At 61.6% G+C, this 13,195-nt stretch carries 8 protein-coding genes; all 8 read right to left on the reverse strand.

The genetic code is table 11. The annotated features are described in order from the left end of the window. Positions 1 to 101: 101 nt before the first annotated feature. The 8 genes from DLM85_RS07575 to DLM85_RS07605 all read right to left on the reverse strand — a co-directional run bounded on the left by DLM85_RS07575 (position 102) and on the right by DLM85_RS07605 (position 13,099). Entirely contained in the window at positions 102 to 2,018 is a 1,917-nt protein-coding gene (locus DLM85_RS07575) for a right-handed parallel beta-helix repeat-containing protein (RefSeq protein ID WP_111477428.1), read from the reverse strand. Positions 2,019 to 2,159: 141 nt separating this feature from the next. Beyond that, positions 2,160 to 3,578 (reverse strand): alpha/beta hydrolase family protein, encoded by a 1,419-nt coding sequence (locus DLM85_RS07580; RefSeq protein WP_111477429.1) that lies wholly within the window; start codon positions 3,576 to 3,578, stop codon positions 2,160 to 2,162. 199 nt (positions 3,579 to 3,777) lie between these two features. Beyond that, positions 3,778 to 4,932, reverse strand: coding sequence for a sialidase family protein (locus tag DLM85_RS07585; RefSeq protein WP_111477430.1), 1,155 nt, complete (start codon positions 4,930 to 4,932; stop codon positions 3,778 to 3,780). A 252-nt stretch (positions 4,933 to 5,184) separates the two neighbouring features. Beyond that, positions 5,185 to 7,947, reverse strand: a complete 2,763-nt coding sequence (locus DLM85_RS07590; RefSeq protein ID WP_111477431.1) for an alpha-L-rhamnosidase — start codon at positions 7,945 to 7,947, stop codon at positions 5,185 to 5,187. A 245-nt stretch (positions 7,948 to 8,192) separates the two neighbouring features. Further along, the gene (locus DLM85_RS25010; protein WP_133256951.1) at positions 8,193 to 8,948 is read right to left on the reverse strand and encodes a hypothetical protein; all 756 of its coding nucleotides are present in this window, start codon (positions 8,946 to 8,948) and stop codon (positions 8,193 to 8,195) included. Between the two features lie 28 nt (positions 8,949 to 8,976). Continuing rightward, positions 8,977 to 9,636, reverse strand: coding sequence for a hypothetical protein (locus DLM85_RS25735; protein ID WP_207890971.1), 660 nt, complete (start codon positions 9,634 to 9,636; stop codon positions 8,977 to 8,979). Positions 9,637 to 9,758: 122 nt separating this feature from the next. Continuing rightward, a complete protein-coding gene (locus DLM85_RS07600) occupies positions 9,759 to 12,584 on the reverse strand; it encodes a glycoside hydrolase family 2 protein (protein ID WP_133256952.1) in 2,826 nt (941 codons plus the stop codon). A gap of 107 nt (positions 12,585 to 12,691) precedes the next feature. After that, entirely contained in the window at positions 12,692 to 13,099 is a 408-nt protein-coding gene (locus tag DLM85_RS07605; RefSeq protein WP_111477433.1) for an endonuclease domain-containing protein, read from the reverse strand. Positions 13,100 to 13,195 lie beyond the last annotated feature (96 nt).

Consider the following 13,195-nt stretch of genomic DNA (forward strand, 5'->3'; position numbering starts at 1 on the left):
GGCTTCTTCCTTTTACATGCAGGGCTTTTCGAGTCGTTCAGCCGAAGCGGTAGAGATGCTTCGCGGGGCTCAGCATGACGTTCTTTTTGCTCTATCTTGGTTTACTTACTCTTGACCGATTTCTGTTCAGCACCCGCTTTCGGCGCCGTGCCGCGCAGGTCGCGGAAAGCCGCTTCCAGCCCGGCGGCCTGCTTGATGGCGTCGGACACCATCGGGCCGTTGTTTTTCCAGACGTTGTTCGGGCCGTTGGCATTGGCCAGGAATTTCTCCGCCGGGCACCAGTTGTCCTGCACCGTGATGCCCGAGGAGCCTTCGTCGAGGTAGAGGTAAAACCAGTGCTCCGGGTCGTGCACGTAGGCGGCGCGGCCGATTTCGTCGATGCGGTTTTCGCTGATGACGGTACCGGGCTGGGCCGAAAGGGTGTACACGCCGGCCACGTCGTAGGTGTGCTGGGCGTAGTGGTGGATGTAGTTCCGGCTCACGCGGTTGCCCTGCATGGCGTTGGTCGTCTTGGTCCAGCCCCAGCCCAGGCTGATGCCGGTGTAGGGCACCTGGCTGATTTCGTTGTGGCGGATGGTAGTCTGCCGCACGTAGCCGGCCGTGACGGCGCAGGCGCCCCAGTCCTCGTTGCCGCAGTCGGTGAAGAGGTTGTTTTCCACCAGCTCATTGCTGCAGATTTCCCGCTCGTCCTTGGGGTTGTAGGGCAGGTGGGTTTCGATGCCGGGGTCGGAGAACTTGCCCAGCTGCAGCCCGTTCACGGCCACGTCGCGGAAGGTGCAGCCAACGATGGCGTCGTCGTGGGTGCCCTGCTGGTAGTCGAGGCCGGAGGCGCCCAGGTGCTCGAAGCGGCAGCGCTCGAAGCGGGTGTGGTCGGCGCCGCTGAGCTGCACGGCGCCGGGCGGGCGGCCAATCCAGGCCTGGTTTTCGAGGCCGGCCTTGTCGGGCGTGCCGGGCTTGGCCAGGGAGTAGCCGTCGAGCAAATACATGCCGGCCTGCAGCGGCACGTGGCCCTGCTCGGAGGGGCGCAGCCAGGTGGTGTAGGCGAAGGTCAGGCCCTTGAACTGCAGGTGGCTCACCGGCGCATCGAGGGAGCCGGCCACCTGCACCAGGGTTTCCAGCGCGGGTACCACGGTTTGGGCCGTGCTCATCGTTTCGCCAGGTCGGGGCCAGTACAGCACCTGCCGGTGCTGCTGGTCGTAGTACCACTCGCCGGGCTGGTCGAGCAGCTCCGGGGCGCCTGCGAGGTAAAAGGCCGAGCTGCCGTTTTTGCCGTTGATGATGGGCCGGGGCCAGGGGTGCTCAAACTGCACCCGGCTTTCCGGCTCGTGGAAAGTCACGCGGGCTTCCTTGCCCTGTACCGTCACCGACTTGACGCGCAGCACGTTCACGGCCCACATCTGGTGCAGCACCATTTCCAGCTGCCCGGCCCGCGTCACGCCGCTCAGCGCGGCGGCCGGAATCCAGGCTTCGCGCCGGTCGGTGTCCCAGCGCAGCAGGCGGGGCAGGTTGTCGTCGGTGGCCGTGCGGGCGCGCACGGCCTTGCGGCCGTTCACCCACAGCTGCCGGAAATCGAAGCTGCGGCCGGCCAGCAGGGGCGCATCGGCCACCCACACCTGGCCCTGCACGGCCTTCGGCAAACCCGGCACAGCCCCCGCCGCCTTTTTCCAGCCCCTCACCGCCGCGCCGCCGCTGAGCACCGGCTGCTCGCCGGGCGCGGCTTCGATGATGGTCGGGCTGCTGGCCGTGCCGGCGTCTTCGGGGCGGAAAAGCAAGGGTTCCTGGAGCCGATACTCGCCGCCGCGCACCCAGATGTGGACGCCGTTCTGCACCGAGGCATCGCGGAGGCGGCGCAGGTCGCGGGCCTGACGCAGGGCCATGTTGAGCGTAGCCAGGGGCTGGTCGGCGGTGCCGGGGTTGCGGTCGGAGCCTTTGGGCGCCACCCAGATGTCGGCCGCAACGGCCGGAGCAGTTAGCAGGCTGGCGGCGAGAAGCAGGCTGGCGGGAATCGAGCGAGTCATTCGTCGGATTTGAGTGTAGCACTGACTTTCCAGTCGGCGCTGGCGCCGAAGGCGACAACGTTGTTCTGGGCGGTTAGGAAGGTGCAGACGGCGCGGTGCCGCCTCGGCGCCGAGGACAACTCGGCGCTACATACGGGCGGCCTAATTCTTCTGCGCCTGTCCCTGCGCCGCGTTCTGGTTGAACAGCGCCTGCAGGGCCTCGAAACTGCGGATGGCACCAGCCGGCAGCCCCTCCCCTTTCGGGCCGAACACCAGCTGCTGCTCCTGCTTTTCCACAGTCACTTTCGATTCGTCCAGCCGGCCGGCAGCGTCTTCGGCCATGCGCAGGTTCAGGCCCAGGTTTTGGGCCATGAACTTGTACATGGCCTGCCGCTTCGAGGCACCGTAGTCGTGGCCTTCTTTGGGCAGGTGCACGTTCTGTACCCGGTCGGGCTGGCCGTAGTAGCCGTAGATGGTTTTCAGGTAAGGCATGGCCACGTCGGGGGTTTGGGCGGTCCAGTCGCCGCCGTCGGTAATGGCCAGCATCGGGCGCGGGGCGGCCATAGCGGCCAGCTCGGCGTTGTTGGTGCCGCCCCCGCAGAGGTGCACCGGCATGCCGCTTTCGCAGGGGCAGCCCCCGCTGTGGTAGGTCGAGAGCATCACCACCGGCACGCTGACTTTGATGCGCTCATCCAGGGCGGTGAGCAGCATGGTCTGGCTGCCGCCGCCCGAGCCGCCGGTAATGGCTACGCGGGCCGGGTCGGCGTTTTTCTGGGCGAGCAGGAAGTCCAGGGCCCGCAGGCCGTTCAGGGCCTGCACCGTCATGGCCAGGCTGCGGCGGTGGTCCTCCGGCTTAAACTGCAGGGTCGATTCGCCCCAGGCAAACAGATCGTAGCTATAGACCATGGCGCCCATGCGGGCCAGCGTGGCGCAGCGCTTCTGGGCGTCGGCCCGGTAGCGCCCGTCGCCGAAGTGGCCGTCGGGGCTGATGATGACCGGCACCTTGCCCTTGGGCTTCAAAGGTCGGTACAACGAGCCGGTGACGTACACGCCGGGCAGCGTCTCCAGGGCCACATTTTCCACCGAGTAGCCGTCGTACGCGCGCTTGTTGGTCACGATGGGCTTGCTCGCCGGCTTCGCGGGTACGGGCGCCAGCCGCAGCGCCGACCACATGCAGCCGCGCAGCTCGGCCCGGCGCTGCTCCCAGCTGGCCTGGTCGTGGTAGCGGGCGGCCAGCTCCTTTAGCTGGGCGGCGCCTTCCTCCGGCGTTTTCAGGTGGTACTGGTAGGTTTTGAGCTTGTAGGTCTTCTCACCCGTTTTAGCCGCCTGATAATCGAGCGGGCCCAGCACGTTGCGCAAGGTTTCGTCCACGTCGGGGCGGAAGCGCCACTGGGCGTAGGTCACGTACTTGTCCTTCACCATGGCCGCGTCGGGCCGAATTTTCACCCCGTAGCGCTGCTGAATCTCGTCGAGCACCTGCTGCAGCGGCTCCCGGTACTGCTCATCAGCCGTCTGGGCATGGGCGGCACTGGCGGCCGTTAGGAGCAGACCGGCGGCGAGAAGGCGGAGTTTGTGGAACATTGGGCGGTTGGGCGCCTCACCCCCTGGCCCCCTCTCCCAAAAGAAGAGGGGGAACTAGCTGCTAGTTTTCTAGAGCCAGACGAGCAGAAGGAATCGGACGGAAGAGGTGTTGGAGCTAATTTTTTTTGAGCTAGTTCTCCCTCTCCTTTCGGAGAGGGGGCTAGGGGGTGAGGCGCAGGTGAGGCGCAACGTCAGGCCGTCAATCCTTGGTGATTTCCGCCGTGCCCGTCGGGGCGGTGTAGCCCTTCAAGGCCGGCCACTGGCCATTCTCAATCTTGACCAGCTTCAGCTTTTTGAGGTCGATGACGGCGTGCTTGATGCTCTTGCGGCGCCAGGTGTACACGAAATGCACCTTGCCGTCCTTGGTTTGAATCACCGAGGGGTAGGAGTACTGGCTGATGGGTGAGTCTTCCAGGATAGCAGCCGCGTACCACTCCTTGCCGTCCTTGGAAATCGAGACGTTGAGCGGGGTGCGCGGGCCCTTCGCCAGCGTGCCGGGCGGCAATACGTGGTTGTAGACCAACAGCTGGCGCCCGTCCTGCAAGGTCACCGCGTCGGTGCCGGAGTTGTTGCCGGGCAGCGTGGTCTTGGCCAGCGGCGTCCACGTCTTGCCCTGATCCGAGGACCACGACTCCAGAATGGCCCGGTCGCGGCTGCGGCAGAGCAGCTGCAGGCGGCCATCGGCGTGCTTGAGGATGCTGGGCTGAATTGCGCCCTGGGTCGAGCCGTTGTCGATGGGCCCGATCATCGACCAGGTTTTGCCGAAGTCGGTGGTGGCTTCCAGGTGCACGCGCCAGCCGCCGCTGCCCTCGGTGCTGGTGGGGCTCAGCAGCGTGCCGTTCGAGAGCAGCACCGGCTTGTTTTTCACCGGCCCGATGTAGCCCTCCGGCAGCGCCTCGGCCGCCGACCAGGTCCGGCCGTTGTCCTTCGAGCGGCGCAGCCAGCCCTTCCAGTCCGAAGGCTTCGGCCCGATTTTGTAGAACAGCAGCAGCTCGCCGCCGGGCACCTGGTAGAGCACCGGGTTCCAGGTCGGGTAGCGCAGCGTCTCATTCACCACCCCGTTGGCCACTTCCACCGGGGCGGTCCAGCGGCCGTTTTCCTGCCGGCTCACCCAGATGCCCACGTCGGGGTTACGCTCCTTAGTACCGCCAAACCACGAGGCCACCAGCCCCTGCGGTGTCTCAGCAATGGTAGCGGCGTGGCTTTCCGGGAAGGGCATTTTCTCCTGGATAAACTCGTCCACGATGACAGCGCGCTGCCAGGGGTTTTTCTGGGCGGTTTTCGCCGGGTTCTGGGCAACGGAGCAGCCGACCGTCAGGCCGCTGGCGAGTAGTAAGGCAAGGGTGTGCTTCATGTTCTGTGTTGGAATCCTAAACGTCACGCCATCAGGTCGTCATTCCGAGCGAAGTCGAGGAACCGAAGGAAGGCGCTAGCCAATCTCGCGTGCTGACGTCAGGTGCAATTCTTTTCGTTGGGGTTACTCTCGGATGTCAGCACGCGAGATGTCTCGGCAAGCTCGACATGACGTTCTTTTTGACTGTTGAGACGAAGCGGTAGAGATGCTTCGACAAGCTCAGCATGACGTTCTAGGGTTGGTCGTTCAAACTCATTTCACCACGAAAGCATAATCCCCCGAGCCGACTTCAAACACGGCCCGGTCGCCTTCCTGGCGCAGAAACTTCACGCCCGGCGCGGACGCGGCTTTCTTGCCGCCTTCCTGCACCCGCTCCGCGTCTTTGGCCGGGATGTACACCAGCGCCTTGGTGTTACCGGGCACCGTCAGGTTCCAGCTGAAGCGCTTGGCATCCTGCTTCCAGCTGCTCTTGATCAGGCCGCGCACCGATTGGTAGGAGGCCGAAACCGAGGTCAGGCCGGCGGTGGGCGTGGGCTTCATTTCCAGGCGCTGAAAGCCCGGCGCGTCGGGGGCGGATTTGATGCCGGCCAGGTTTTCGTACTGCCAGATCAGCAGGTCGCCGAGCAGCATCACGTGGTTTTGGGAGTTCATGGCCGGGTCGGCGGTGTTGCCGTTCCACAGCTCCCAGATGGTGGTGGCCCCGTTGGCGGCCATGTAGCCCCAGCTCGGGTAGTCACGGTTGGAGGCCAGGCGCAGGGCCACGTCGGGGCGGCCGTACCGGGTGAGGCCGCGCATCAGCCACTGCGTGCCGATGACGCCGGTGCTGATGTGGCCCTGGTTTTCGACCATGATTTTGTCGACGATGTTCTGGAACACCTTGGCCTCGGCCTCGGCGGGCACCATGCCGTAGGACAAGGGCAGCAGGTTGGCCGTTACGGTGCCATTGGAGTACTGGCAGCTTTCGGGGTTCAGGAATTTCTGGTTGAAGGCCGTTTTCAGCGCGGCCATCTGCTGGGTGTACTCGTCGGCGTCATTGGTTTTGCCAAGCGTCGCGGCGAAACCGCGCATGAGGTCCAGCATGTGGTAGTAGGTGCTGCTGGCAATGAGCACGCCGTCGGTGTTGCGGGCGGGGTCCTTGGAATGGATGAGCTTCTCCGACTCCGGCGGCACGCACCAGTCGCCGTATTTGTCCTTGGTGACGAGGCCGTTTTCGGAGTAGTTCTGGCCCATGTAGACGAGCCAGCGGCGCATGGAGTCGTAGTGACGGGCCAGCACCTGCTCGTCGCCGTACTGGCGGTAGAGCATGTCGGCCACGGTGAGGTAGGTGCCGGGCCAGGTCACGTTGTCGCCGTAGTAGCGCCAGAAGGCGGGGGCCACGTCGGGGATGCTGCCGTCGGCTTTCTGGGCCTGCTCGATGTCGCGCAGCCACTTGGCGTAGAGGCGGGAGTTGTCGAACACGAAACTCTCGCCGTAGGCCCCGGTGGTCCGGTCGCCGAGCCAGGGCTGCCGCTCGTTGCGCTGCGGGCAGTCGACGGGCATGCCCTTGTAGTTACTGCGGATGCCCCAGTAGGCGTTGCGGTACACCTGGTTGATGGTCGGGTCGGAGGTGGTCAGCGCGCCGGTGGTGGGCATATCGTCGTACACCACGCGGCCGTCGAAGTCGGCCAGGGTGGGCGCCGCGCCGGGCCAGCCGCTGATTTCCACGTAGCGGAAGCCGTGGTAGACGAAGCGCGGCTCCCAGGTTTCGGGCCCGCCGCCTTTTAAGGTGTACACGTCGGTCACGCGGGCGTCGCGCAGGTTGCGCACGTACAGCTCGCCGCTGGGCTGCAGGGTCTCGGCGAAGCGCAGCGTCACCTGGTCGCCGGCCTTGCCCTGCACGCGCAGGCGCAGCCAGCCGGCCAGGTTCTGGCCCAGGTCGAGGATGTACTTGCCGCCGGCCAGGGGCTTGATGGCCACGGGCCGGAGCGTTTCCATCACCTTCATGTTCTCGTTCATCTGCGCCTCGTAGGTGCCGCCGGGCTCCTGCACCAGCTCGGCCTTGAGCCAGCTTTTGGCATCGAAGCCGGCCGTGGCCCAGCCGGGCATTTCCTTGGTGGCGTCGTATTCCTCGCCGTCGTACTCGTTGTTGGTGCGGATGGGGCCGTCGGCGGTGCCCTGCCAGGTGTCGTCGGTCTTGACGATGTCGCGCGAGCCGTCGGCGTAGGTCACCTCAATCTGCATGAGCAGCTTGGGGTAGCCGAAGGTCTTGATTTTGTAGGGCTTGTAGTTCTGGCGCATGGCGTAGAAGCGGCCGTTGCCCAGGGTCACGCCCACCGCGTTGGGGCCGGCTTTCAGCAGGCTGGTCACGTCGTAGGTGCTGTACTTCACGCCCTGGGTGTAGTCAGTGGGGCCGGGGGCCAGCACCTGCTCCCCTACCCGCTGCCCGTTCAGGTGCAGCTCGTAGAGGCCCAGCCCGATGATGTAGGCCGTGGCCTGGCGGATGGGCTTGGCGGCCTGGAACTCCTTGCGGAAGTAGCGGGCCGAGAGGCGGGCGTGGCTTTCCTCCTTGTCCCAGGGAAAGGCACGGTCGAAGCCGATCCAGCGGCCTTTCCAGTCGAGGTAGTTGAGCAGGCCCATGCTCCAGGCGGCCGGCGCGCTCCAGGCTGTGGCGCCCTGGCTGGTCCAGGTGCGCACCTTCCAGTAGCAGCGGGTGCGGCTGCGCAGCGGCTGGCCGGCGTAGCGCACGTGCACCGACTGCCCGGACGTGACCTGGCCGGAGTTCCACAGGTCGCCCTCGTCGGCGGCCAGCTTGTCGGGCGAGGAGGCCACCAGCACCTGGTAGGCGGTTTGCTCCAGGCCGCGGGCCGCACCGCTAAGCTCCCAGCTCAGGCGCGGGGCGGTGGCGTCGATGCCTTCAGGGTTGGTGAGCAGCTCGCAGCGCAGGCGCAGCAGTTGCACGGCCGCGGGCTGGTCGGCGCGGAAGGCCGTCAGCAGCAGGGCGGTGAGAAGCGAAGAAAGTACAATGCGCAGGTTCATCGGGACGGGCTGCCGCACCCCGCGGCCCCCGCTACGACAGCAGCGGGGAAGCCGGCCGCTATACGGGCCGGCGCCACGGGGCGGTGCTAGGCACTTTTGGCGTCCACTAGTTCACCATTTTTCCCGTGCCAACATTCTACGATCTTAGCATAAAGCTTTAGGATTTGGGCATGGTGGGTCAGCTTTACTCTAATAAAGCCTGCAAAATTTCTCACCACATATACTTTATGCTACTGTTAAACTATTTAGAACCGAGCTCGTTGGCGACGTGAAATAACCGGAAACCAGTGAATATCATAATGCGTCATAAGTATTGAGTAAACACCCTTGACTAGCTGAACAGGGTTATTATCATTAAGCTCGAACATTTCAGAGCTTATAAACTGCCGCTCACGCAACATAATACTGATTCTTCTAGCCTGTGAATATATAGTCTCTGGCTTACCAGAATCTACAAGTAGCTCGAAAGGATTAACATTCTTGAGTTTTTTAACATCAGTAGGATCTGAGAAAAGCCTACCCAAGCTGTGACGTGGGCTATAAATCAAATGATGGTAGCCACTACCGTGTGCAGGCAGATCCTCTATAGCGAATAACGCAGAATTAGCTAAGACACGGTCTCCACTGTAATGCGAAGACAACGCGGGTATTTGCCAAAACTCAGGAGTAGCATAAAAAACCCTATTACCAAGGCTTAATCTTTTCAAATCCTTTAATAACTTAAATTGCTCACCATCTGTATTGAGCTTTATTTTGTAATAATCATGACCATACACATCCCAATGTTTTCTAAAGAAATTAGAAACCTTATCGTGATAAGTAGGTATTTTAAATTGAAAATACAAACTGCCAGCTATTTCCACATCATAACCGCCACCTACCCGACCTTCCTCTACGGTATTCGGAAAAATTGGAAGAGGAACAAAAGGAAGAAATTGTCGCACATATTCAAATGTGTAACAAAACGAAAACTGCGTTTCCGAAAATTCACAAGATTCCATATTGACTGCTATTCAAATATTAGGATACTTAAAATTGCATACCCTGCTCATACTGCTCCCGCATGGTATCCTCATACATTTTATCGATCATATCAGCATAATCTGTATATTTTGCAAATACATCAGATGTATGAAAAAACAATATCATACTTTTCTCAAGTAATTCATTAACATCTAACACATTTAGCTTAACTCCTTCTTTAAAAGATGGATTTTGCTGCTTATCTACAGGATACCTAAACGCATCCGAGTTTTTATCCAATGCATGAAAAACATCTTTAAGCGACTCTACTTCTAGACACAATTCATCAAATGCCTTTTTATCCTCTTTCTCTACTTTAATACCATGTTTTTCACTCAACTTCACTATCGACTCATATACATGCATTTTAAAAGCTCTAAAAAGCGTTTCTAAATCATGTGTACCTGCAACAGTAAAATCATCTTTTCCAGAGTACTTCGCAAAGTATCTTATATTTGTCTTCAACCCCAGCTCTATACAATGCCTTGCAATAAATAGAAGAGGATAAGCCACAGAATCCACATGGTACCCTGAGTCCAAAACGTCTTTCATTAAAATATCAAAGCTACGCTTATAGCTCCCAAGGTATCTAGGAAAGCTCAAGTGATAATCCACAAAAGCAGTAAACTGATGCTCAGTATTTTTATTTCTTGGAATGTCGTTCATACGTCTATTATTCAGATGTCAGAGCAAGTTGCCAAATAACGAATTTATAATCTATTCACACAAACAGCGGGTAGCAAACCTCATCGGTTCACTACCCGCTGCTGCATTCAAGCCCTAAGCGTCTACCGCTGCCCTACCGACTTCTCCGGCGCCTGCTGGCCGGAGAAATCGAAGTACAGGGTCATTTCCTTGGCGTACGAGGGGTCTTTGCCGTAGTCGTAGTACATGTTGGTTTTGCCCATCGGGCCCATGTTCTCGGCTTTCTGCGACTTGGTGCCGATGGCCGAGATGCCGTGCATGAAGGAGAGCTGACCGCCGGGGAAGGCCGGGGCCGTGTTGTAGGGCGTGGCCGAGAAGCGCGGCGTGAACAGGCGCAGGTACACGTCTTCCTGGTCGCAGACTATCGTGAGGGGCTGGCCGGTGGTCTGCAGGGTGAGCCAGTAGAAGTTGGAGTAGTAGCCCTTGAACTCGGGGTACTCGGGGCCGCGGGTGCCTTCCATTTCGCCGGTGCTGGTGTTGTTGTAGGCCTTGGTCCACACTCCTAGGTTGGTGCCCTTCAGGCGGTCTTTCCAGACGCGGTAGGGCCCGTCGCCGCGCCACTGAATGCCTTTGACTTCCTTTTCGGGGTAGTTGAAGCTCAGGCCGGCCAGCTGGAAGTCGTAGTCTTTGGGGAAGTACTTGGCGGTCAGCTTCACCCAGCCCGAGGGGTACACCGTCCACTGCAAGGACTGGTAGCGGCTCTGCTTGCCGAACTTGGCTTCGATGACGACGTTCGAGCCGTCCTGGCGCTGGCTCAGGCCCTCGAAGGCGGTTTCGCCCTCGGCCAGCACGGGGCCGTTGGAAAGCGGGATGAGGCCCTTGGCGTTGCGCACCTGGCGCAGCAGGCCCGAGCGGCGGCTGAAGGTCAGCTCCACGCCGTTGGCGGCTACCGAGTAGAGCGAGTCGGTTTCGGTGAGCTTGGCGGCGCCGGGGGCTTCGAGGCGCACGAGCTGCTGGGCCACGGCGCTGGGGCGGGCAATGGGCCAGCTCCAGGTGTAGATTTCGCGGCCGTCGGGGTACTGGGCCGTGATGTAGAGCACGTCGAAGCCTTGCCACTTTGAGGGCATTTCGAAGCGTAGGGTGCCGTAGGTGCCGCCGGGGGCGATGCTGGGCGCGGTGAGGGTGCCGGTTTGGGTGGCGAGGGACGCGGCTTTGGCGCCGGGGCCGGGCAGCTGGGCGAGCTTCCAGGTGAACTTACACTGGTTCAGGTCGGTGAAGTGGAAGCGGTTTTGCACGCGGAAGGTGCCGTCGAAGGCCGGGGTGATTTCGCGGCGCTCGAAGAACACGGGGCTCCAGACTTCCTTGATGGTGAAGAAGCTGCCCTCCTTTTCGCGGTAGGGGCCGAGGATGCCGTCGGCGCCGTGGTTGCCGTCGGTGTCGAGGATGCCGCCCTTGTCGGTGCGCACCACGCCGGCGTCGGAGAAGTCCCAGAGGAAGCCGCCGGCCGAGCGCGGGTGGGCCCACATCTGCTCCCAGTAGTCTTCGAGGCCGGCGCCGTGGCCGCCGTCGTAGAGGCCGTGCAGGAACTCGGTGGGAAATACCACGTTGTGGCCCTGCAAGTGCGTGCCGTTGCCGTAGTCGTAGTTGATGTAGTGCTGGGTATCGGTGCCGCGGAACACCTGCCAGGCGTGGATGACGGGGCGCTTCTGCAGGTCCATGCGGTCGAGCACCGGGTCGAGGTCGAAGTTGTGGCCGCCCTCGTTGCCGTTCACCCACACCACGATGCTGGGGTGGTTTTCGTCTTTGCGCACCATTTCCTCGGTGAGCTTGGTGCCGGTGGGCGTGTCGTAGTTGCCGTGCCAGCCGGCTATTTCGTCGAGCACCATCAGGCCCAGGGAGTCGCAGGCGGCCAGGAAATGGTCGTCGGGCGGGTAGTGGGCCATGCGCACCGAGTTCATGTTCATCTCGCGCATCAGGTTCACGTCGAGGATGCTCAGGGCCTTGCTGGTGACGCGGCCCGAAGAGGGCCAGAACGAGTGGCGGTTGACGCCCTTGAACTTGACTTTGACGCCGTTCAGGTACATGCCATCCCGCTCGCGCACTTCCATGGTGCGAAAACCGATGCGCTTGTCGACAGAGTGCACCGGCTGCCCGCCCTTGCGCAGGGTGAAGGCCACGCGGTAGAGGTTGGGCGTTTCGGGCGTCCAGAGCCGGGCCTGGCTGAGCGAGGTTTGCAGGCGGGTGGTGGCCCCGGCGGCTACGGCCGCACGAAACTCGGCGCCGGCTTTCTGCCCGTCGAGCGTGTAGAGCTGGCCCACGACTTCATCGGCCCCGCTGCCTTGGGTGTACACGTCGGCGCGCAGGCTTCCATCCGCCTTGGCATCCACGGCCACGCGGCTGATGTGGGTGGCGGGCAGGGCTTCGAGGAACACCGGGCGGAAGATGCCGCCGAACAGCCAGAAGTCCCCGCGCCGCTCGGCGTCGTTCACCGACTCGTTGGCCGAGTGCTTGGCCACGGTAGCTTCGAGCAGGTTGGTTTTGCCCGGCTTGAGCAGCTTGGTAATGTCGTACTTGAAGCGGTAGTAGGAGCCTTGGTGAATGGGGCCGGCGGACTGGCCATTGATTTTCACCTCGGTGTCGGTCATGGCGCCGTCGAAGACGATGTTCACGGTCTTGCCGTCCCAGGTTTTGGGCACCTTGAACTCGTACTTATACTGGCCCACTTCCTTGCCGCGGGCGGTGTCCTTGGCGTGGCCGTAGTTGTACTTGCCGAAGCCCTGCAGCTCCCAGTTGGAAGGGACCGGAATGGTGGTCCACTTGCCCGCCTTGCGGCCGGCCGAACAGTGGAATTTCCACTTCACCGTGTGGTCTTTGTCGGTACCGGAGAGGTACTGGATTTGCGTCTGCTGGGCGTGGACGGACGCCAGGGGCAGCAGGGCGAGGAGGTATGGGAGGAAACGTTTGGGCATATCGGACTGGAGGTGCCTCACGTGCGCCTCACCCCCCGGCCCCCTCTCCGAAAAGGAGAGGGGGAGCCTGACGACTCCTTTGCTTGGGGTGGTGTAGGTGCGGAGGATTATACTTTTTGCAGGTTGGCTTTGATGGCCTGGAGGACCTTTTCGGTTTCGTAGAGGGCCTGGTCGTTGGAGAAGCGCAGGACGCGGTGGCCTAGTTCGGCCAGGATTTCGGAGCGGCCTTTGTCGTATTCGGCTTGATCAGGCTCTAGATGTCCGGCGCCGTCCAGCTCTATTATCAGCTTGTGCGGAAGACAGACGAAGTCGGCAATGAACCGGTCGATGCTGTGCTGGCGGCGGAACTTCACTCCGAGTTGATTACCGCGCAGCCGGTGCCAGAGCAGTTCTTCGGCCGGCGTGGGCTCGTGGCGCATTCCGCGTGAGCGGGCCTTCAGATCGAGCTTGGCGTATAGCTTCCGGTCAGCGGTAAAGATTTTGTCCTGCGGCAGGTAAGGCCCGTTGGTTTCCATATAATTCGGCTTGAATCAGAAAACCAACAAGCTAGCAAAACCACCCGCGCCGCCGTGGCTCCCCCTCTCCTTTTCGGAGAGGGGGCCGGGGGGTGA

Source organism: Hymenobacter edaphi (assembly GCF_003258365.1).
GTDB classification, from domain to species: domain Bacteria; phylum Bacteroidota; class Bacteroidia; order Cytophagales; family Hymenobacteraceae; genus Solirubrum; species Solirubrum edaphi.

What these genes read in the sequence shown, in the direction of transcription:
- DLM85_RS07575 (WP_111477428.1), bottom strand. Translation starts at nt 2,018, where the DNA reads ATGACTCGCTCGATTCCCGCCAGCCTGCTTCTCGCCGCCAGCCTGCTA.
- DLM85_RS07580 (WP_111477429.1), bottom strand. Translation starts at nt 3,578, where the DNA reads ATGTTCCACAAACTCCGCCTTCTCGCCGCCGGTCTGCTCCTAACGGCC.
- DLM85_RS07585 (WP_111477430.1), bottom strand. Translation starts at nt 4,932, where the DNA reads ATGAAGCACACCCTTGCCTTACTACTCGCCAGCGGCCTGACGGTCGGC.
- DLM85_RS07590 (WP_111477431.1), bottom strand. Translation starts at nt 7,947, where the DNA reads ATGAACCTGCGCATTGTACTTTCTTCGCTTCTCACCGCCCTGCTGCTG.
- DLM85_RS25010 (WP_133256951.1), bottom strand. Translation starts at nt 8,948, where the DNA reads ATGGAATCTTGTGAATTTTCGGAAACGCAGTTTTCGTTTTGTTACACA.
- DLM85_RS25735 (WP_207890971.1), bottom strand. Translation starts at nt 9,636, where the DNA reads ATGAACGACATTCCAAGAAATAAAAATACTGAGCATCAGTTTACTGCT.
- DLM85_RS07600 (WP_133256952.1), bottom strand. Translation starts at nt 12,584, where the DNA reads ATGCCCAAACGTTTCCTCCCATACCTCCTCGCCCTGCTGCCCCTGGCG.
- DLM85_RS07605 (WP_111477433.1), bottom strand. Translation starts at nt 13,099, where the DNA reads ATGGAAACCAACGGGCCTTACCTGCCGCAGGACAAAATCTTTACCGCT.